Origin of the sequence: Thermoflexus sp. (genome assembly GCF_042408365.1) — a bacterium.
Taxonomy (GTDB): Bacteria; Chloroflexota; Anaerolineae; order Thermoflexales; family Thermoflexaceae; genus Thermoflexus.
Genome location: NZ_JBHOQJ010000187.1, coordinates 1 through 19,805, shown reverse-complemented (window position 1 = coordinate 19,805; position 19,805 = coordinate 1). Strand labels below are relative to the sequence as shown.

General features: G+C 65.3%; 16 protein-coding genes. All 16 read left to right on the top strand.

The genetic code is table 11. From position 1 onward, the window contains the following. Nucleotides 1–371: 371 nt before the first annotated feature. The 16 genes from rplI to ACFMO5_RS08715 all read left to right on the top strand — a co-directional run bounded on the left by rplI (nt 372) and on the right by ACFMO5_RS08715 (nt 19,768). On the top strand, nt 372–821 hold the full coding sequence (gene rplI, locus ACFMO5_RS08790; RefSeq protein WP_376792374.1) for a 50S ribosomal protein L9: 450 nt from the start codon (nt 372–374) through the stop codon (nt 819–821). A 2-nt stretch (nt 822–823) separates the two neighbouring features. After that, nucleotides 824–1,534, top strand: a complete 711-nt coding sequence (locus ACFMO5_RS08785; RefSeq protein WP_376792373.1) for a helix-turn-helix domain-containing protein — start codon at nt 824–826, stop codon at nt 1,532–1,534. 55 nt (nt 1,535–1,589) lie between these two features. Then, nucleotides 1,590–2,384 carry a lipoyl(octanoyl) transferase LipB gene (lipB, locus tag ACFMO5_RS08780; protein WP_376792372.1) on the top strand — a complete coding sequence of 265 codons (795 nt, stop codon included), beginning with the start codon at nt 1,590–1,592 and terminating at the stop codon, nt 2,382–2,384. Between the two features lie 204 nt (nt 2,385–2,588). Further along, on the top strand, nt 2,589–3,524 hold the full coding sequence (locus ACFMO5_RS08775; protein ID WP_376792371.1) for a S1C family serine protease: 936 nt from the start codon (nt 2,589–2,591) through the stop codon (nt 3,522–3,524). A 4-nt stretch (nt 3,525–3,528) separates the two neighbouring features. After that, nucleotides 3,529–4,539 carry a C45 family autoproteolytic acyltransferase/hydolase gene (locus ACFMO5_RS08770; RefSeq protein WP_376792370.1) on the top strand — a complete coding sequence of 337 codons (1,011 nt, stop codon included), beginning with the start codon at nt 3,529–3,531 and terminating at the stop codon, nt 4,537–4,539. 295 nt (nt 4,540–4,834) lie between these two features. Further along, complete coding sequence (locus ACFMO5_RS08765) at nt 4,835–7,984, top strand: BTAD domain-containing putative transcriptional regulator (protein ID WP_376792369.1); 3,150 nt, start codon at nt 4,835–4,837, stop codon at nt 7,982–7,984. A gap of 332 nt (nt 7,985–8,316) precedes the next feature. Continuing rightward, on the top strand, nt 8,317–8,520 hold the full coding sequence (locus tag ACFMO5_RS08760; RefSeq protein ID WP_376792368.1) for a hypothetical protein: 204 nt from the start codon (nt 8,317–8,319) through the stop codon (nt 8,518–8,520). A gap of 320 nt (nt 8,521–8,840) precedes the next feature. Further along, nucleotides 8,841–9,965: a sensor histidine kinase gene (locus ACFMO5_RS08755; protein WP_376792367.1), complete on the top strand. Its 1,125-nt coding sequence runs from the start codon at nt 8,841–8,843 to the stop codon at nt 9,963–9,965. After that, a complete protein-coding gene (locus tag ACFMO5_RS08750) occupies nt 9,923–11,419 on the top strand; it encodes a hypothetical protein (protein WP_376792366.1) in 1,497 nt (498 codons plus the stop codon). The genes ACFMO5_RS08755 and ACFMO5_RS08750 overlap by 43 nt, the downstream gene beginning before the upstream one ends. Before the next feature lie 53 nt (nt 11,420–11,472). After that, nucleotides 11,473–12,117 (top strand): response regulator, encoded by a 645-nt coding sequence (locus ACFMO5_RS08745; protein WP_376792365.1) that lies wholly within the window; start codon nt 11,473–11,475, stop codon nt 12,115–12,117. A gap of 807 nt (nt 12,118–12,924) precedes the next feature. Continuing rightward, complete coding sequence (locus tag ACFMO5_RS08740) at nt 12,925–13,476, top strand: hypothetical protein (protein ID WP_376792364.1); 552 nt, start codon at nt 12,925–12,927, stop codon at nt 13,474–13,476. A gap of 287 nt (nt 13,477–13,763) precedes the next feature. Then, nucleotides 13,764–14,651, top strand: a complete 888-nt coding sequence (locus ACFMO5_RS08735) for a hypothetical protein (RefSeq protein ID WP_376792363.1) — start codon at nt 13,764–13,766, stop codon at nt 14,649–14,651. Nucleotides 14,652–15,067: 416 nt separating this feature from the next. Further along, complete coding sequence (locus tag ACFMO5_RS08730; RefSeq protein ID WP_376792362.1) at nt 15,068–15,574, top strand: hypothetical protein; 507 nt, start codon at nt 15,068–15,070, stop codon at nt 15,572–15,574. Nucleotides 15,575–16,390: 816 nt separating this feature from the next. Beyond that, nucleotides 16,391–17,074: a hypothetical protein gene (locus ACFMO5_RS08725; RefSeq protein ID WP_376792361.1), complete on the top strand. Its 684-nt coding sequence runs from the start codon at nt 16,391–16,393 to the stop codon at nt 17,072–17,074. 137 nt (nt 17,075–17,211) lie between these two features. Then, nucleotides 17,212–18,006 carry a hypothetical protein gene (locus ACFMO5_RS08720; protein WP_376792360.1) on the top strand — a complete coding sequence of 265 codons (795 nt, stop codon included), beginning with the start codon at nt 17,212–17,214 and terminating at the stop codon, nt 18,004–18,006. 85 nt (nt 18,007–18,091) lie between these two features. Continuing rightward, nucleotides 18,092–19,768: a hypothetical protein gene (locus tag ACFMO5_RS08715; protein ID WP_376792359.1), complete on the top strand. Its 1,677-nt coding sequence runs from the start codon at nt 18,092–18,094 to the stop codon at nt 19,766–19,768. Nucleotides 19,769–19,805 lie beyond the last annotated feature (37 nt).

Below are 19,805 nucleotides of genomic sequence, written 5' to 3'. Positions count from 1 at the left end.
GCCGGGCGCCGAAGGCGCCCGGCTCGCCCCTAACATGCTGTTTCTCTCCCCTCCCCGCGATCCTTCGGGCTGTGGGGAGGGGAGAGGCCATCCGTTTCCTCATCGTTATGCCGTCTTTGTTAGAACTTTGACAAGCCTTGTCTGCCCCCTAAACGCAGTTGTCCCGCCGTTGGATCCTTGGTAAGATACTCTTTCAGGGCGCTTTTCGTGAGCGCTGACTTGTCGCTCAAACGCTCAGCTCCAAGCCGCCGTGTGTGCTCTCCCTCTCCGCTTCACAGCGGGGAGGGGAGCAAGGCTTTCGAGCATGCCGGAAAAAACGGCGGCGGCGTTTCGAGACGAGTGCGGATCCTTTTCCACGGAGGACCACAACGATGAAGGTGGTGCTGTTGCGGGATGTGCCTAACCTGGGACGGGCGGGCGAGGTGAAGGAGGTGGCGGACGGCTACGCTCGAAACTATCTGATCCCCAAGGGGCTGGCTTCGCCCGCCACTGAGGGGCTCATCCGCCATGCGGCGGAAACCCGGCAGGCTGCGGAGCAGCGCCGGGCTCGCCAATTGACCTCCGCTCGGGAGATGGCGGACCGCCTCCATGGCGCTATCGTGACCATCCGGGCGCGAGCGGGCCAAGGCGATCGCCTCTACGGCTCGATCACATCCCAGCAGATCGCCGAGGCGATCGCCCAACAGCTGGGCGTGGAGATCGATCGGAGGCGGATCGAACTGGATGCGCCGATCCGGATCCTGGGGACCCATCCGGTGAAGGTGCGCTTGGGGCCAGAGATCTCCGCTCAAGTGCAGGTCGTGGTGGAACGGGAGGCATGAGGGTGAGCATTGGCGAACAGTTGCGAGCGGCCCGTGAGGCCCGCGGGCTCTCTCTGGAGGAGGCGGAGGCAGCGACCCGCATCAAACGCGTCTATCTGGAGGCCCTGGAGAACGAAGCCTTCTCGGTGCTCCCCAGCCCCGCCCACGCCCGCGGGTTCCTGCGCCGCTACGCCCGCTGGCTGGGGCTGGATGAGGCAGCCCTCCTGGCGGATTGGGATGGGATGGCAGCGGCGATCCCCAGCGCTCCCCCTTCCCGCGTTCCTTCCATGTTCGAGCTGGCCCGGATCCCGGGCCGGCCCACCTTTCCGTGGCGCTCGCTGGCCGGGGTCGGAGTGGCCGCTCTCCTGATCCTCAGCTTGATCGGCCTCGCCCGCTCACGCTGGCTTCCTCGATCGGCCCCGCTTCCCCCTGCTCCGACGGTGACCGGTGCGGCCGTTGTCGGGCCGAGCCCCACCCCAGGCTTAGCTGCTGCCCCCTCAACGCTCCGCCTGGAGGTCGAGGCTAACGAACATGTCTGGGTACGCATTCGGGCGGACGGCCAGTTGGTGTATCAGGGCCTCATTCGTCCCGGGGAAACCCGCGCCTGGGAGGCCCAATCCGCCTTGGAACTGGACACGGGGAACGCAGCAGCCCTCCAGGTGCGCCTCAACGGGCGACCGGAGGGCCCCCTGGGAGGACGCGGGGAGATCGTCCGCAAAAGGTGGTCAAGGTGAGACGTAGGGGCACCCCTGGTGGGTGCCCTGGAGCTCAAACCATCAAGGGGCCTCAATGAAAGGCTGGTGGTCGATTCTGGGAACTGTGGAATACCCAGCGGCGTGGGCGCTGCAGCGGGCCCTGGCCGAGGCGCGTGCTGTCCGGGAGATCCCGGACACCCTTCTCCTGCTGGAGCACCCCCACGTTTTCACCCTGGGGCGATCCGCCCGGCCGGAGCACATCCTATGGGACGCGGCGGAGCGCGCCCGCCGCGGCGTCACGGTGGTGGTCACCGATCGCGGCGGGGATGTCACCTACCACGGCCCGGGCCAGGTTGTGGGCTATTTCATCCTGGACCTTCAGAGCCTCGGCCTCGATAAGGTCGCCTTCGTCCGTCGGATCGAGCAGATGCTCATCGAGACGTTGGCCCGCTTCGGCATCGCCGCAGGGGTTCTCCCGGGGGCACCTGGCGTATGGGTGCAGCCCGATGCGATGAGCCGGTGCGCCTGGTGCCCGCCTCACCTGCGGCGGGCCCCCGCGAAGATCGCCGCTATCGGCGCGCGGGTGGACGCCCGGGGGATCACCACACACGGGTTCGCCCTGAACGTGTGCCCCGACCTCACGTATTTCTCTGGGATCATCCCCTGCGGCATCGCCGACAAGGGTGTGGTCTCGATGGCGATGTTCTTGGGAGAACCGGACGACCCAGCGGCCCGAGCGCGACAAATCGCCGCTGTCCAGGAGGCGCTCGCCCAATCCTTTGGAGAGGTCTTCGGCCTGGATGTGGAGCGGGTGGATCCCCTCCGCCTCTGGGCGCTGGCTCCATCCGCGAACGCCTCGCCCCTTCCCCCCACGCCAGAGGCTGCGTGATCTCTTGCGCCAGCAGTCGATCCTACAGGTCCTACATCCCGACGTAGGGGTATCCCTTGTGGGGGCCCTTCGAGCGGGCACAAGGCCTGCCCCTACATCCTTCCCGTGTCGCAGGAGCCGCACTGGAAACTGGAAGGAGTGGGTGGGGCCGTTCAAGGCGACCCCAGCCACTCCAGGATCCTTTGACTCGATAAGGAATCGGACATGCGTGAGGAAGAGCCACTCGATGCGTATTCTCAAACGGTGATCCGCGTGGTTGAGCAAGTCGGCCCAGCGGTGGTCAGCATCCGGCCGGCGGGGTTCCCTCGACGCCGTCAGGCCTTGGAGCCGATGGGCTCCGGTTTCTTCATCACCCCGGACGGCTATCTCCTGACCAATAGCCACGTGGTCCGCCACATCCGTGAGCCCCAGGTGACCCTGATCGACGGCCGCACTTTCCCCGCCCGCCTCATCGGGGAGGATCCCTACACCGACCTAGCCGTCCTCCGGGTGGAGCGGGAGGAAACATTCCCGGCTGCGCGGCTGGGGGATTCCTCACGCCTGCGCCTGGGGCAGCTGGTGGTGGCTATCGGCAACCCTCTAGGCTTTCATTTCACCGTGTCCGCTGGGATCATCAGCGGCTTGGGGCGGACGCTCCAGGGCCCGGGCGGACAGATCATTGAGGATATCATCCAGACGGATGCCGCACTGAACCCGGGGAATTCCGGCGGCCCCTTGGTGGATAGTCGGGGCGAGGTCATCGGCGTGTGCGTGGCCACGATCCTGGGGGCGGAGAACATCGCGTTCGCCATCCCCAGCCAGACGGCGGAATGGGTCGCCGCCCTGCTGATTAAAGCAGGACGCATCCGCCGTGCCTACCTCGGGGTGGTGGTCCAGATCCGCCCCATCCCCGGGCCAGCCTCCGCCACAGGCCTGGAGATCCTGGAAGTCGATCCGCGGGGGCCAGCGGCCCAGGGTGGGCTGCAGGAAGGGGATATCCTCGTCCGAATCGGGGATCAACCGATCCGGAGCCTGGGGGAGCTCCATCGGTTCCTGGCCCACTGGCCCCCAGGGCGCCCGGTGGCGGTCCAGGTGATGCGCCAGAACCAAATCCGGACCTTCACAGTAGTTCCAAGGGAAACACCCTCTCCTCCGTGGTGACCCAATGGGCTCACACGCCTCCTATCGTTTTCTGGATCTCGCCGGCTCCCCACGCGAGGTGGGGGAGGTCTTGGGCCGCCTGAGCCCTCCCTTCCGGCGGCCGCCATGGTGGCCCCCGGCCCCCGATCGTGAATTCGCGGAGGCGTGCCGCCGGCTCGTGGGCCGTTGGCATCCGTCCTTGCTGGAAGAATACGAAGGCTACGCCGCCGCTCAGGGATTGGATCCTGCTTCCCTCTGGCAACAGGTCTGCCGGACCTCCCTCCGCGCCCGCTCCTTCGCCTGTTCGGCGGTGGCCTGGCGGGATCGGGAAGGCCGGATGTGGATAGGACGGAATTACGACTTCATGCCGATCCAGCGGATCCGGGATCTGGTCCGGCTCCGTCCTCCAGAGGGCTTCGCATCGATCGGAATGATGGGCAGCGTCCCCGGCGGGCGCTACGATGGGGTCAACGAGGCTGGGTTGTTCGTCTCGCTGCACGCGGTGATGGCCGACGAGCCGCCTCCCCGACCGGGCATCCCCTTCCATTTGATCCCGCGCATCCTGCTGGAACGCTGTCGCTCCGCCGAGGAGGCCGTGGAGGCGCTGCTTCGCATGCCCCACATCCTGCCGCTGAACTTCCTGGTGGCGGATCCCCGATGCGGATATGCGGTGGAGGTGCATCCGATGGCGGTGGCTGTGCGGGAGCTCCAAGGCGATGTGCTCGCCGTGACCAACCATTACGAGCACCATCGGACGCGGCCGCTGCAGGGCCGGCGGGATCTGCGCTTCTCGATGCGTCGGAAGGAGCGTCTGGAGCGCTGGATCGAGGCGGGCGGAGGTGAGCCGCGGGAGCGCTTGCGCGAGGCCCTGAGCGACCACGAGGCACCCCTTTGTGGGCACCGCCCCGGCTTCACCACGCTGTGGTCCGCGATCGCAGCGCTTCACGGGCGATCCATCGAATATGCCTTCGGGCCCCCGTGCCGCACGCCTTTTTGTTCGTTCCCGTGGCCCGGTGATCCTTCCCCCCATGGATGATCCGGTCAGTGCTCTTCCCATCCGTTAACCCACTACCGGTTCGCTTTGGGGATATGCGATGGAGGGAGAAAAATCCTTTGGGGGCGAAGAACCCAGGGTGCACCAGTCTCCCCTGTCCCAAGGGGGGTCCGAACCCCAGTCACCACGATCCCAGCGCGACCCACGAGAAATATTGAATATAATGAACAGCGAAATAAACTTTTGCGGCTGAGCGCCGAGATCTGCTGATCTCAGGGACCCCCGATCGCTTAACACTCGGCTTTTCTTTTCAGCGCAGAGGTCGGGTGATCCAGTGATGGAGACTGCCAGAGGATCTGCAGACTTCCTCATCCGCCCACGCCTGATCCATCGGGTGCGGGAAGCCCTGGCCGAGGGAGCTGTTTGGATCATCGCGCCGCCCGGCTACGGGAAGACGACGTTGCTCCGCGCCTTGGAGGAACATCTGCCCGGCAGCCGGTATCTCGCCCTTCAGCCCTCCGTCATCGACCCGGCATGCCTTCAGGAGACCCTGGATGCCGCCCGGGATGCTCAGGTCCTCCTCCTGGACGATCTTCATTGGCTTGCCGATGGCCCGGAGGCCCTGGAGGAGCTGGCGGGCCGCATCGCTCGCGATCCCCGCGCATGGGTCGTGAGCGGTCGCTGGGTTCCCGGGCCGTTAGCGGGGCGGCCGTTCCCACAAACCTGGCTGACGGAGGTGGACCTGGCGTTCTCGGTGGAGGAGATCGCCCTCATGTTGAGGGTCGATCTCGAGCAGGCCCGGCGCCTGCACGCCCGCACGCGGGGATGGCCGATGGCGATCGCGCTGTTGGCCCAACCCGACGCCGGCCGCCCGCTCCCGGAGCGCTGGCCGCAGGTGCAGGAACAGCTCTTCACCACGCTGGCCCACTCCTTGTTGCACACCCTCCCTGAGGATATCCGGCGCTTCCTCCTCCGCACCGCCATCCCTCTTTCCTTCAACGTGGAGCTGGCCGCCGCCCTCCTGGAGGATCAACCGGAGCTGCAGGGCCGGATCCCCCGCCTGTTCGATGAGGTCCGTCGAAGGCGGCTGTTCCTGGAGCCGGCTGGCCCCCCAGGCTGGTGGCGTTATCACGAGGTGTTCCGTGAGTTCCTGCTCTACCATTCCCCCGAGGTCCCAGCTCCCCACTTCGCGCGGGCCGTCCGGTGGTTCGAGGAGCGGGGGGATCTGGAGGCGGCGATCGAGCATGCCCTGGCCGGCCGGCTGGAGGAGGAGGCCCTCCGCCTGCTGCGGGCCCTGCCCGACGACTGGATCCGGCGGTATGGGCGGCAGCGGACGTTCCGGCGTTGGGTGTTGAGCCTGGGGGAACCGGCCCGCCGGAGCGCCCCGGATCTGATGTTGCGCATGGGCGGGGAGATCCATCGGGCCGGCCAGTGGACGGAGGGACGGGCCATCCTTCATCAGGTCCTACGCGAGGCCGAGGCCGCAGGCGATCGGGATCTCTACCTCAGGGCTATGGCGACGCTCGCCTCCATGTTCTACACCGAGGGGCGCTTTCGGGAATCCTTGGCCTGGAGCCTGCAAGGCTTGGAGGAGCCCGCTCCACCGAAGCTCCAGATGCGCTTCCTGAAGACGGCCGCGGATGCATGCACCGGCCTGGCCCGCCTGGGGGACGCCCGCCGGTTCTACCGGGAGGCGCTCGCCATCGCGGAGGCCCTGGGGGATCCGCACTATCCCGTCTTCCTCCGCCACAACCTGGCCGTCGGCGTGGAAATCCCATCCGGGCGGTTCGCCGCCGCTCGGGCGTTGTTGCTTCACAATCGACCGTATTACGAGGAACGGCCGGCCCAGCGGATCATCCACCTCCTGGGCTGGGCGATCCTCTTCGTCGAGATGGGAGATTGGGGATCTCTGGAAAGCGCCCTCTCGGAGATCGAATCGTTGAGCCGGGCGATCGAGGCGGGCCAGGCCAGCAACGCGTTCTGGTTCTGGTGGTGTCGAGCGATGGGCGCCATCGGGCAGGGACGTTGGGAGCAAGCGGCCCACGCCCTGGCCCGGGCCGGAGACCTGATAGAGGGCCATCCGGAGCGGGAAGGGGCGCTGGCGCAAGCCCGGGCGTGGGAGGCGCGTCGCCGGGGACACCCCGAGGAGGCGGTCGAGCTCCTGGAGCTTGCCCTCCCCCGGTTGGAGAACGCCCCGCTCGCTCAGGCCCTCCTCGCCTTGGAGTGGGATCTGGCGAATTGGGCCCTCGGGGCGCCTCGTTGGCATCCGGCCACCCACCGGCTGATCACCGCCCGAGCTGGGGCGGCCCTCGTCCGCCTTCGCGCGCTGCTCGCCCTATGCGCCCACCAGGCCGGCGATCCCCGCTGGGCCCGACACGCGAACGCTGTGTTACGGGCTTTACGTCAACCCGGCTTCGAGCGCCTCCTGATCGACCGGGATCCCGAACTGGGCCAGGAGTTCTGGCGGCTCTGTCTGGTGGAAGGGGTCGACGTCGAGGCAGCGATCCACGCCTTAGGGGCCTTGCGTCCCCTGGAGCCCTTGGCCGACCTCCTCCGGCATCCGGATCCTCAGGTTCGCACGTGGGCCGCCCAGGCTTTAGCCGCAACGCGGGACGAGGGAGCCATGCCGCTGTTGCGCCGCGCCGTGACCCGGGAACGCCATCCCCAGGTCCGCCGAGGGCTTGTTGAGGCCCTTCGGTCGCTGGAAACCCTCCCCCCGCCTCCTCTGGAGATCCGCCTGATGGGGACCTTTGAGGTCCGGCGCGGCGGTGTTTCCATCCCTGAATCGGCGTGGCCCCGGCCGGCCGTCGCCCGTCTGCTGCAATACTTCGCCCTTCACCGTCGCCGGTGGCTCCCGCGGGAGCGGATCTTGGAGGACCTTTGGCCCGAGCGGGATCCGGAGGAATCGAAGGGGACCTTCCGCCGGCTGTTCTCGTGGTTGCGCCAGATCTTGGAACCCTATATGTCCCCCCGCGGGCCGTTCCGCTATTTCGCCACCGCCGGGGAGGCCTTTTGTTTTGATCCCACGGACACCGTTCGGGTGGACGTCGAGGTCTTTGAAGAAGCGGTGCGGCGGTGGCTGGCGGAACGGCCTCTCCATCCAGAAGCCCTGGAGGGCTTCGCTCGATGCCTCGCGGAGTGGTCGCCCTTGCTTCCGGGCACTCCGTATGAGCCCTGGCTCATCCCCCATCAGGAACGGCTGCGGGCCTTATATACGGAAGGGGCCTGTGCGCTGGCCGAGGCCTACCTGGCCGTTGGACGGCCGGCCGAGGCCATCCCGTGGGCCGAGCGGGCCATCGCGGAGGCGCCATGGATGGAGGAGGCCTATCAGGTGTTGATGCGGGCCTGGGCCCGAATCGGACAGCGGGGCCAGGCCCTGAAAGTATATGAACAGGCCGTGGAAGCCCTCCGCCGCGAGCTTCGGATCCCGCCTTCCTCCCTCACCGAGTGGTTGGCGGAACGCCTCCGCCGGGGGGATCCGATTTAGAGAGAGTCCTGGAAATGCACAGCTGTAGGCGTAGCCTCCGCGCTTTTCAGTAATCTGAGACAGGGTTTGAAGGCGAGCTGGGTATCCTTGGTGCCCAGCTCGCCCCCAAAATTTCATCCCCTCTCCCCACGGCCCGAAGGGCCGTGGGGAGAGGGGATTCAAGGGTGAGGTCCTTCGTTTGACCCGAACAGTGTGATCGCTAAAAAGCCCCGGCGTAGCCCCTACTGCTGTGGCGCCACAGAGCCCTCATGTTCCCAAGTCGTTCACATCCCCCGGTTATTCTGGAAGCCACAACCTGCAGATCTGGCCCATCTCCGGATCTGGGGGAACCGATGTCCGACATTGAGATGATCCCAACGATGCGCAACCTCCGCGTCTATGTGATACGCCTGGTGCACAACAACCAAGGGGAGATCCAGGGCCAGGTGACCGAGCCCGCCACCATGCGGCGCTGGGTCTTCCAGGGTTTCGCGGAGCTGCGACGGATTTTAGAGCAGGAGATTTCTGCGACAATCCCCGATCCCAACCTGGAATGAACCGATCCCGCGTGGGGACGCCGGGGCTGCCTCGCAGAAAGCGTCGATGGCGCGGCTTGTATCCATCGGCTGGGGCCCAACGATCCCCTTAAGAGTGTAAGAGAGGTATAACTCGCTCGTTCATCCTTGGTCGCCCGGGTAATGCTTTGCCAAGCTGGAGTGGGTGGCAGAGCCGCCAGGGGCAATTCCGAACCCCCTGGAGAATCATGAGGTCGCCCCGTACGCGGTGTGGATTTGTCCCTCCCCACCCTCTTCAATATACTGAGCCTTGTCCCGACCGCCTTCGAAGATGAGAAGCACCTCAACCTGGAGTGGGACGCGTGTTGGTTCTTCCCCTGCGCGGTCTCCTTTGGGCCCTGCTGCTGATCCTCGTCGCCGTCGTCCTCACAGCCCTCTGGCTGGACCGCCGTCGCGCGGGGCGGCGCGCGGCGGAAACCTTCATCGACGCCGCTCTCTATGCCATCCTGGAGCACGCCCCCTTCGGCTGGCTCGTCCTGGAGAGCGCAGAACGCTACGTTTACGCCAACGCCTACGCCCGCCGCCTGCTGGGGCTGGAGGCGCCTTCCGGCTCGATCCCGGCCGTGGAATGGGGCTTCCTCCTGGATGACGACCGCGCCGACGTCCGACGGGGCCGGGCCCCCGAGGGCCGCTACCGGGTCCTCCGCCTCCCCTCCGGCCGGGTCATCCGCTGGTGGCTGATGTCGGGCCGACAGTGGGATTACCTCTTCCTGTTGGATATCACCTCCCAATACGAGGCCGAGGAAGCACGAACGCAACTCTTCGCCGGCCTCTCCCACGAACTGCGAACCCCCGTGGGCGCCATTCTCACTCACCTGGAGATCCTCTCCCTCCCCGACATCCCTGGAGAGACCAAAGCGCAATCCCTGCAAATGCTACGGGCGGAGGCCCGACGGCTGGCCCGCATGGTCCACTTGATGCTGGAATTAGGGCGCCTGGAGACCTCGCCCGAGATCGATCGGCGCCCAATCGACCTGGTGGACCTGGCGGAACAGGCCATCCTGTCCCTGGCCGCTCAGGCGGAGAAACGGAACATCCGCTTCTCCCTGGAAGCCGACTCCCCGCTCCCCGTGGTTTGGGGAGACCCGGACCGGCTGATGCAGGTTTTCCTGAACCTGCTGGATAACGTCCTCAAGCACTGCCGTCCGGGCGATCAAGCGACGGTCATCCTCCGGCAAACCGAGGGCGGCGTCCTCTGCGCGGTCCGGGATACCGGGCCGGGCATCCCGGCGGAACACCTGCCGCACCTCACCCGTCGGTTCTATCGGGCGGCGAAGCAGGAGGTGGAGGGGAGCGGGCTGGGCTTAGCGCTGGTGGAGGAGATCCTGCGCCGCCACGGAAGCCGTTTAGAGATCTCCAGCCGAACGGAGGGGGAAACGGGGACATGCGTGCAGTTCATCTTGCCGACCAAGCCCGCACAGCCATAGGAACCTTTCTACGCCGCTGGGGATGGCTTCTGGGGTTGGCGCTGGTCGCTGGGGCGTTGTTTCCCCTTTCCGGCTACGTGATCATCGTGCCGGAGAGAGACGGCCCCGTGCTTCCCGCCCTGCTGGCCCCCCGCATGCAGCTGGACCCGCCCTTCGCCCGCCCCGGCGACGAAGTCCGCCTCCACGTCACCGACTACACCCCCTGGGCCTACGTCCTCTTAACGGTCAACGGCGCTCCGATTGATCTGGAAACCTGGAAGGCGGGCTTGGGCCGGCAGTGGACCTGGACCTTTCGCTTCACCCTGCCCACCGGCCCCGTAGAAATCGCCTTCTATCACAGCTGCCACACTGGCTGTCAGGAGCGGGGACGGATGAGGATCGGTGAGCCTCCACCTCCCACTCCCCCTCCCCTGCCTACCAAACTGGGGCTGGTCTTCCCCAACCCGGACCGGGATTGGCGCGGGCGCAGCGGATGGGCGGTGGAGCTCACCTACGCCCGGCGGGCCCAGGAGCCCGGCTGGGGGATCGACGACCTGGCCACGAAGGTCTATCGGCATCGGGCGAAGGGGCTGCGGGTGCTGGTGCGGGTGGATTACGACTACAACCAGTCCATCCCGCCGGCCGGCGACCACCTGGCCCTGACGGAGTATCTGGAGTATCTGGCACGCCTGGCCCGGGATGATCGCCTCCAGGGCGTGTACGGCTACATCCTGGGCAGCAGCTACAACGGCCTGGATCAGAACGCGCTGGCCCCGGACCGTCCGGTGACCCCCGAGTGGTACGCCCGCGTCTTCAACGGCTACGGCGAGCCCGCCCTTCACACCGATAACGGCGTCCAGGTGATCCGGGCTGCGAACCCCCACGTCCGGGTGTTGGTGGGACCGATCCGGCCTTGGAACACGGACCAGAACGGCGTTTATCCATACCGAGTGGATGTACCTTGGCTCAACTACATGAACACCTTGGTGCGATATATCGACGAGACGGCACGATTGAAAGCGGCGCTCGGGATTCCCCTCGCGGCCCCGGACGGCTTCGCCGTCCAGGCTCCAGGCCGGCCCGAGGCCCCTGAACTGGGCGGGCGAGGTCACTTAGAACCCCAAATCGACCTCCCGCAGCCGGAATGGAGGGGCGCCCAGGCCGGCTTTCGCGTCTATCGGGAATGGTTGGACATCATCAATGCTTATCCATCCACCCGGGGGCTTCCCGTCTACATCACCTCGGCCAACACCTTCATTCCGGCGGTGGGCGTCCCGCCGGCCCAGAACTATCCTCGGGGCTGGCTGAGCTCGGCCTTGAGTGTGGTGAACAACGAGCCCCAGATTCAGGCGCTGTGTTGGTTCCTGGACGACCTCCCCGGGGACACCCAATGGGAGAACTTCAGCCTGACCCGCCGTCGGGGCCGTCTGGTGGACGCGGCGGAGGAGTTTGAGGAGTTGCTGACCACCAGGTGATGGGCACCTTCAAGGTGCCTGCCACCTGGTGGTGGGATAGGGGGAAGAGAGCGATGACCCAGACCATTCGCATCCTTCTCGCCGATGACCACCCCACCCTGCGGCTGGGGCTGCGGGTCCTGCTGGACCGGGAGCCCGATATCGAAGTGGTGGCCGAGGCCGGAAGTGGGGAGGAGGCCTTAGAGAAGATTTTGGCCCTCCAGCCCGATGTGGCGGTGCTGGATTGCCAACTGCCGGGCCTTTCAGGGCCGGCGGTGGCCCGGGAGATCCAACGGCGGGGCCTCTCCGTGCGCGTCCTCGCTCTCAGCGCCTACGACTACGACCGCTACTTGGCCGAGATGTGGGAGGCCGGAGCCTGTGGCTACCTCCTCAAAGAAGAACCCCTCGAACGCCTCGCCTCGGCCATCCAACGGGTGGCCCGCGGTGAGTTCCTCTGGACCGCGGCCCAGATCCAGCGGGTCCAGCGCTACCGAGAGATCGCGGCCCGCTGGAGCCAGCTGACGGAGCGGGAGCGGGAGGTGTTGAGGTGGATGGCCCAGGGGCTGAGCAACAAAGAGATCGCCCGGCAGTTGGGCTTAACCATCCGGACGGTGGAGTTCCACGCGGGGAACATCTTGCAGAAGTTGGGGGCGGTTTCACGGCTGGAGGCTGTGCTCTGGGCCAAGGAGCACGGGTTCCTCCCCGGCCAGAGGGAATAGCGATCGACCTGTGGATTTCCACAGGTCCGAAGCCCGTAATTTCCACAGCAGACAGCGGGCACGAAATCAGTTAGCGTGAAGATGCCACCGGCGGAAGGCCGGGGAGGATTCCGAAGAGTTTGAACCCACCAAAGCCGGATGGATGACTCCACGAGGAAGCTCCTATGCTGATGCTTCTCATTCCAGGGGTTCCGTATTTGTGACGAAGGATGGGGAACACACTCGGGCACATATTGAGGTTCACTTTGCTAACCCTGCAGTACGCCAGGCCTATGTGCAGTGAAATGCTACCGAGGTTCCATCGGTGTTATTGAGCGCTTCTCGGACTGTTCCAGTAAAAGTTGTCTTCCGAGCGCCACTCTCCATCGCTGATGTCCAAAACTTGTGGATGTGGCAAATCTAGTGCTTGACCAGGTGACATTTGTGGGCTGTGATCGACATAACCAACCGTATAGTGGGGGTGTTTTCTGTAGATAGGATTGACTCGAAGATCTCTCTTGGAGTGCTTGAACCCATATGGGCAGAAAAGGGGATTCGGTTATGGCTGTAGAGGGTTCTCTGGATCGGCCTGAATCTTTGGCGTTGTTGTTGTTGAAGTCTCCAGAAGTCTACCTGGTGGACATCACAGTCAGTTGGATTCCCCCGCAGTTCAACGCCGCTGATCTTCAGGGTATTGTTGTGCCTTCGCCTTATTGGCGGCTTTACATGGAGTGGTTGAACCAGCACCCTAAGTAGTTGCGCAAGGTTGCAGAGCGGGGTTCACAGGGGGCCTTGCTCTTTGTGAATTTCCGCGGAGGGGAGGAGCTGATGGCGCGCTGGCTGTTTTTGGGAATCACCCTCATCCTCCTTGGAGGTGGATGCTTGGGAAGCCCTTCTCCAGCATCTATTCTCCCACCCACGCCCACACCGATACCAGCCGGAAACTTCACTTTTGATTCGAACCGGGTCGCCTCTGAAACCCGCGCGATAGAAGTGAAGATCTTCGGCTTCACTCCCAAAGGCGTTCCGGTGGAGCAAAGCAGCGTCTTGCTGACCGATCCGGCCGTTGTGCAGGAGATTGTTCGGATTCTCCTGACCGCCGCTTCCGGGGATTGCACAACAACCAGGCCAACGCTGGAACCACAGCCCCCATATGGGGTGGATTTGATCCTTTACAATCGCCCCGACATTATCCCCTCGAGGGCAGCAAGCGCCTCCGCAATGCTTGCTTCCGTTGATTACCACACACCTAACTACATCGGCCTCTGGCGCTCCGGAGATCAGACCGGCGAACCCATTTATGAGTTCTGCCCAGTTGCGTCCCTGTTGAAGGAGCTCCTTCAACGGGAGCTGGCCTCGCGGGGGATCCCTTTCAAGTAACCCAACGTTGTCGCTCACAACTGGACGGGGGCGATCGCTGGCTGCGCAAAATGTAAACACGGTGACCCATTCGGCCTGGTTGATGTGAAGGGTCCGGCCTTCCCGTGCGGAAAATTCACAATTGACAAAAGGTCTAAACATAGGGAACCCAAACCGGAAGTGGAGGAAGAGGCTGGGCCGACCCAGCCTCCCAAACCGCCCGAGGGGCTGTGGGAAGACGGAGTGTGACCAAGAGAAACGAGCCAGATTTTTCAGAAAGCTGCGAAATACACGAGGAAGCCTTGTGGATGGTGTCCACCGGCTCGACGCTCCCGGCGCGTGCGAAGAAGATGGCCTTTCTCCGGCTGTCGGCGCTGAGCACGGTCAGGTCAATGCGCGCTCAAGGGCCAGGATACCGCCGGCGATGGGACATCCGGTGGTTCATGGGGGTCCTGCTGATGGCCGGGTTATTGAGCGGTTGCGGGCCATTGGGGGAAGCGACCCGGCCTTCGGAGGAGACCCCTCCGCCCGGAACCCCGGTCGTGGCCTCCGGGCCGGAGCAACCGGTGGGAGCTGTGACCCCTTCCCCCGCGCCGACGGCGCCGAAACCGCCCGCTCCCCCGACCCCAGGACCGGTCCCAACCCCTCGCCCCCTCAGTCTCCCTTCGGCGGAAGAGGTGAGAAAGCAGACCGCCCATTGGAAGGTGTTCGAAGACCCGAAGTTGGGCCTACGCTTTCGGTATCCCGCGGATTACGAGATCCGCATTCAGCCGATCTCTCGCCGGCAGGTGGGCCTCTCGATCGACCGTCCGACGCTGGACCCTCACTGGGGGACGATTCGGGAGATCTTCGTTGGGATGCGGGTGTTCCTGCTGGAGAGGGAAGATCCTCGCTTGACCACACCGGAGGGCCTGGGGGCTTGGAGCCGGGAGTTGCCGGAGGGTGAGAACCCGATTCCCGGCGGGGGGCCGATTCGGGTGGTGGAGAAGATCCAGGTGGGAGGACGTCCCGCCTTTGTGATCCAGGAACCGCTCTGGCCTGGGGACCCCCCGAAGGTTCAGAGCTTGATCGTCATCGGCAAAGAGCGGGTGCTTTGGATCAGTTTGGGGGACATCATGTATTTGAATCCAGAGCGAGCGGAAAAACTCTGGCCCCAGCAGATGATCTTGCTGGCGACGCTGGAGGTGACTCGATAAGAGTTGCCGTTTGCTGCGATGGGGGAGCGAGATATAGCTTGCTGGGGGAAATGAGGACGGGTGTGCCGTAGCGCTGGATGCGGATGGCCGGACTGTCTGCAGCGTTCCACACCCATGATCGATTGGACCCGCCCGACCTTCGCTTGGTTGGGTTACGATCCCGTTCAACAAAGGTGTTTCTCGTGCAAGGTCCAGGTGACGCTTCCGTGCGGAGGAGGTTCCCGATGGGATGGCGTGGTCTACGCTTGGGCCTCCTGATCGGGCTGGGGTTGGGGCTGGCGTGCACGACTCCCGGGGGCGCTGCTCCCGGTGCGCCAGGTTCCCCTACGCGCCCGGCCGCCGTGCCTGCTTCCCCCTCGCCAACGGTCTTGCCCTCCCCTTCGCCAACTCCCCGGCCTTCTCCCTCCCCGACGCCGATGGTATGGCAACGCCAGCAACAATCCTTCATGCTTAAAGATAAAGAGATTCGTTTCTCATTTTTGTATCCTAAGGGTTGGGTGGTGATCGCTCATCCGGATGGTTACCTTGTCCATGTGCAGAACATCCCTCCTTTTGATCATCCGGCGGACGTGCCGGGCGGCCTCTCGGAAGGCTTTGTCAAAATCAGTTTCATGCTTGATCCCAAGGCCAACCCAGAGGCCCTTCAAGGGGAAGAGGTCTCGATCAATGGCATTCCCTGGAAACAAACGATTGAATCTGGAGGGATGGCCGGGGATCGCTCCATCACACTCGAAACCGTGCGCGATGGAATGGTTTTCCGAATCCATGCCTATATCACGGGGACAGGGGGCGAGGGGCCGCTTTTTGAAAGCCATCTGGCGACCCTGACCCAAATGATCCATAGTCTGGCTTTTGAACCGGCAGCTCCCCTGGAACGGCCGCCAGATGCGCCGCTCCTGGCGGCTCATAAGGGGGGAAGGTGAGACGATGAAGCAACGACGGATCTCGGCCGCATGGCTTGTTGCCATCGCGCTCGCGGGGTGCGCATGCTCTTCCCCTGCTGTGGGAACGGCCGGAAAGCGTCCATCGTCTTCACCGTCGCAAGCAGCAGGGGGTGGAACCCTTATCCCAGTCCCAACCTGGGGCGCGGAGACAACTTGGCTTGAGCCCCAGGCTCACCTCGCAATCATTTTCGCACGCCCCTCTCCCTTGGATGACCAGGATCTCTGCCGTCTATCGCCGGATGGCCATCCCCCATCTGGCTGCTCAATTTCCAGGACGAGCGATGCCAAGCCTCGGCCTCTCCGGATGGAAAGTTCCTGGCCATCCACGGGAGGCCGTATGAAGGGGCGAATCGGGATACGCTCACTTTACTCTCCTTGTCGGATTTGAGCCTGGATGTGGTGGCCCAGGATACATGGATCACCACCATGGCTCGGGCCCCTTCTGGAAAGGCGTTGGCGTTTTCTCGATGCTTTCACCGCAGGCAACTGCTTGGGGAGAGGAGCACAGGTTGTTGACCGGATTGTCCTATCGGATGTGGGGAGTGGCCGAGCCTCCACCGTTGCCGAAGTCGCAAATCCCAGTCGGCCGGTCCTCCCGCTGGCTTGGCTTTCTGAAGAGGTGTCGCTCGTCAGCAATCTGGATGGGGAGAATCATGCAGTGCTTTATTCGATACGCATTGATGAGACGGGAATACAACGCATTCCGGATCTCAGCGGAGGGCATTGGCTCACTATATCGCCATGACTCGCGCGTTTTTGGAAGATATTAACCCTCAGTTGTTGAGGAGGTTCCCGATGGAATGGCGCGGTCTACGCTTGGGCCTCCTGATCGGGCTGGGGTTGGGGCTGGCGTGCACAGCGCCCAGGGGCGCTGCGCCCGGTGCGCTGGGTTCCCCTACAAGCCCAGCCACCGCGCCCGCTTCCCCCTCGCCGACGGTCGTGCCCTCCCCTTCGCCGACCCCCCGGCCGGCTCCCTCCCCGACCCCGGTGGGGCCGCCCACCCTTCCCCCCTTCACCCCACCCCCGGGCTTCGACCCGGCCGTCTATCCGCCGCCCACCCCAGCCGCCCCTAACGTCCAACTCACGTATGCGGCGGCTTGCCCCAACCTGAGCGGGACGGAGCCGAGCCCGCCACCCGCCGTGGAGGACGTGTTGCCGCTCCTGCACGCGCTGGCCGCTGCGGATGCACAGCGCCGCCAACAGGCCACCGACCCCGCCTTCTGGCCGCTGCTGCAGGGGATTCGGTTGGAGGAGGCGCCCGGGCCGGAACAGCTGATGCCCCCTCGTCCGGCCAGGGAGAGCCCGTATGGGGAGCTGCTGGGGAACGGGTGTGGGGAAGCGGTGATGGCGCGCACGTGGTGGGTGGAGGTCTGCCCGGGGCCGTGTGCGAACCCCCAGGCGGCGCGGATGGAGGCGCTGAAGCGGCACGTGTACGTGATCCGCCGTCAGGGGCACTGGCTGATCTGGGCGCTGCGGTGAGGTGGGACGGCAGAGGAGGGCGCACGGTCCCCGCCGCGCCCATCGCGCCGGGCGTGCCGGAGAACGGAAGAGCCTCGTGGTCTATGCCTTGGAGTAGTACGGTGGACGTTCAACTATGACGACCAGGGAGGTGCGACATGCGCCGGCCGGGACTTTCCGTGATGTTCGCTGCTTTGGCAGCGGGGCTCTCGCTGATCGCAGGGCTGGGGATCTGGAGCGTTCTGAACCGCTCGGCGCCCGCTGCCCGGCCGGAAAGCGTGGCCGGGCGCCCTGCGCATCCTACCATTGAAGCCCTGAAAGCCGAATTGGAGCGGGCGACTCAGGAAGAATTGGCAAAAGGATGTGTCGAGCGGGATTCCAAAACCGGCCAGCCGGTGCTCTGTGGTTCATCCAAAGCGCGCGTCGAAGCGATCCACGCGCGTCTGGTGGAGGAGACGCTGAAGGCCGAGCAGCGGGAGCCCGAAGCGGTGGCCAGGGTCATTGCCCGGATCCGGGCGCTGCGGGAGGACCCATCCCTGGAGGTCTTCTTTCAAGGGACCTCGGCGAATCCATATCTGGACGCCTCGCGTCGTGTGGAGATCTATCAGGACAATCGGGGGATGATGTATTTTGTGGACCCGACGACCGACGAGGTCTTCCAGTTTGGTCCGGGGCCGAACAGCGAGGTGGAGTTTTGTTTGCGCTCGCAACTTGGTGTGGACGAGCTGCGGCAGCGGGCGGAGTCGTTCTTGAGCAAGAATATTCCGGGCTTTCAGCAGATTCAAGAGAACTGGACATATTCGGAATCTGCCAAGGGTGGGACTTCTTTCATATTCCGCTGGGAGGCACCGGGCGCATCGGCCGGAGAAGAGATACAACCGGTTGTCCAGGTTGTGCTTTCCCTGTGTGGAGAGATTAGGAGCTTCCTCAATACCTCCAGCCTGGGACGTTAAGAGCTCCATTTGAGAAGGTGGCCGTCGATAGAGGGTCATCCGCCGGCGCCAGCCGAATAGAACCTATGGGGAGAGGTCATGGGATATGAGCGGACCCGTGACACGAAGCGTGATGCGCCTGTATCGGTTCCTCGGGGCCCTCGTGCTGGGGCTGGCCGCGTGTAGCCCTAGTGCGCCTCGGCCGTCCTCCCCACCTGCTTCCCCCACGCCGGGCGGGACGCCCTCCCCCGCAGGTCCTACGTCTACGCCTCGCCCCACTTACACGCCGCGCCCTACCCCTACCCCCTCCGCAGCCCTCTGCGAATGGCTCGGGGCGCCCGCCGGCCTCCCCGATCTCTCCTCGCTACGATGGGAGGAGCGGACCCTCGGCCCCCATCGCGTGCGGGTGTTGAGCGGCCTTCCCCTCCTTCCTATCCTTCCTATCCCCTCCAGCTTGACCCCCGACGGCCGCTTCTTGGAGGTGCTCTTCGTTACCGCAGAGGGGAAGGCGCTGGTGGCCCTGGATCTCGCCGGCACGGCCCATCGGCTGGCGGAGGCGCCTTCTAAGTTCAGCTCGCAGGTCGATCTGCCCTTCTTGATATGGCTGCGGCGGGATCCCACCCTTGGGGCGCGCAACCGGCTTCCCGACGGCCGGCGGCTGCGGATCGACGAGGCCGGCCGGGTGCGGGTGGAAGATGGGGAGACCCTCACAGTCGACACCCCCGTCCCGTTTGAAGCGGTCTACCCGGCGGGGGCGAACGGCGCCCTGGGCGTTGACCAGACGGGCCAATTGTGGCGCGGGACCTTGCGACCTCCAGCGTGGGAGCGGGTCCAGGATGCGCAGGGCCGGCCCCTGGACGGGGGCTGGATCCTCCCGGTCCAATCCCCCGACTGGGCCCTCGTCTTCAACGTCGTCTTCGAGTTCGTGCCCCCGACGGCGACGCCCCGGCCCCCTCGGATCGAACCCGGGACCCGGGGCCCCTCGCCCCCAACCCCCACGCCATATATCCCCGGCCCCGGGGCGCCGGTGGCCTTCCACTTTTGGCGGGTGCCGTTGAAGCCGGGCGCGCCGGCGGTGCGGCTATCGACGTTCCGGACGGAGGTGATCGGCACCGATATGTGGGTGCCGGGCCCGGTACTGCTCCGCGACGGCCGCCACGTGGTGCTCTACTGGCCCTTCATGCCGGCGGAGAGGATCGGGTCGATCGGCGAGCTGGTGGATGTAGAGACCGGGCAGCGGGTGGCGGAGGGGGCGCTGGGGTTGCCGGAAGGAACCATCCTGGTGAGCGTGATGGCGATGGCCGACGGCCGTTGGGTCTTGGGGGAGGTGATTGACCGGCGCACCCGGCAGGGGCAGGGGATCTGGGTGGCTTCGGGGGAGGATCTCTCGAGGCATTGGATGTTCGCGGGCTGGCAAGGGGTGCAGGCGTGGCATCCGGCCGGGAAGGGGGTGGTGGTGCGGGCGGGGACGATGGCGGAGCCGGAGCGATTGGGGGTGCTGCGGCTGCCGCCGGGGCCGGAGGGGGTGCGGCCGCTGGAAGGGCTGCAGCCCCCGGTGGGATGGGCGGGGGATTGGGTGGTGGGACGGGCGGTGGAAGCCCCGGCGAAGGTGCGGGCGGTGGATCCCGAGGGGCGGATGGAGGAGCTGGATCTTTCCGCCCCCGGGGCGTTCTTGGAGGATGTGATGAGCGGGCGGGATCGGGTCTGGCTGGTGGTGGGCACGGTGGGGCCGGAACGCCGGTGCCGTTACACCCTGGTGGAATGGGCGCTCCCCGCCCCGTGAGCGGCAAAACCGCGAACCCTGGGGTCCTCACGGAATC

Bases quoted from the DNA above. Each gene is read 5' to 3' on its own strand.
- ACFMO5_RS08725 (WP_376792361.1), top strand. From the start codon at position 16,391: ATGGAATGGCGCGGTCTACGCTTGGGCCTCCTGATCGGGCTGGGGTTG.
- ACFMO5_RS08765 (WP_376792369.1), top strand. From the start codon at position 4,835: ATGGAGACTGCCAGAGGATCTGCAGACTTCCTCATCCGCCCACGCCTG.
- ACFMO5_RS08750 (WP_376792366.1), top strand. From the start codon at position 9,923: ATGCGTGCAGTTCATCTTGCCGACCAAGCCCGCACAGCCATAGGAACC.
- ACFMO5_RS08730 (WP_376792362.1), top strand. From the start codon at position 15,068: ATGGTATGGCAACGCCAGCAACAATCCTTCATGCTTAAAGATAAAGAG.
- ACFMO5_RS08770 (WP_376792370.1), top strand. From the start codon at position 3,529: ATGGGCTCACACGCCTCCTATCGTTTTCTGGATCTCGCCGGCTCCCCA.
- ACFMO5_RS08720 (WP_376792360.1), top strand. From the start codon at position 17,212: ATGCGCCGGCCGGGACTTTCCGTGATGTTCGCTGCTTTGGCAGCGGGG.
- lipB (WP_376792372.1), top strand. From the start codon at position 1,590: ATGAAAGGCTGGTGGTCGATTCTGGGAACTGTGGAATACCCAGCGGCG.
- ACFMO5_RS08775 (WP_376792371.1), top strand. From the start codon at position 2,589: ATGCGTGAGGAAGAGCCACTCGATGCGTATTCTCAAACGGTGATCCGC.
- ACFMO5_RS08715 (WP_376792359.1), top strand. From the start codon at position 18,092: ATGAGCGGACCCGTGACACGAAGCGTGATGCGCCTGTATCGGTTCCTC.
- rplI (WP_376792374.1), top strand. From the start codon at position 372: ATGAAGGTGGTGCTGTTGCGGGATGTGCCTAACCTGGGACGGGCGGGC.
- ACFMO5_RS08740 (WP_376792364.1), top strand. From the start codon at position 12,925: ATGGCGCGCTGGCTGTTTTTGGGAATCACCCTCATCCTCCTTGGAGGT.
- ACFMO5_RS08760 (WP_376792368.1), top strand. From the start codon at position 8,317: ATGTCCGACATTGAGATGATCCCAACGATGCGCAACCTCCGCGTCTAT.
- ACFMO5_RS08745 (WP_376792365.1), top strand. From the start codon at position 11,473: ATGACCCAGACCATTCGCATCCTTCTCGCCGATGACCACCCCACCCTG.
- ACFMO5_RS08735 (WP_376792363.1), top strand. From the start codon at position 13,764: ATGGTGTCCACCGGCTCGACGCTCCCGGCGCGTGCGAAGAAGATGGCC.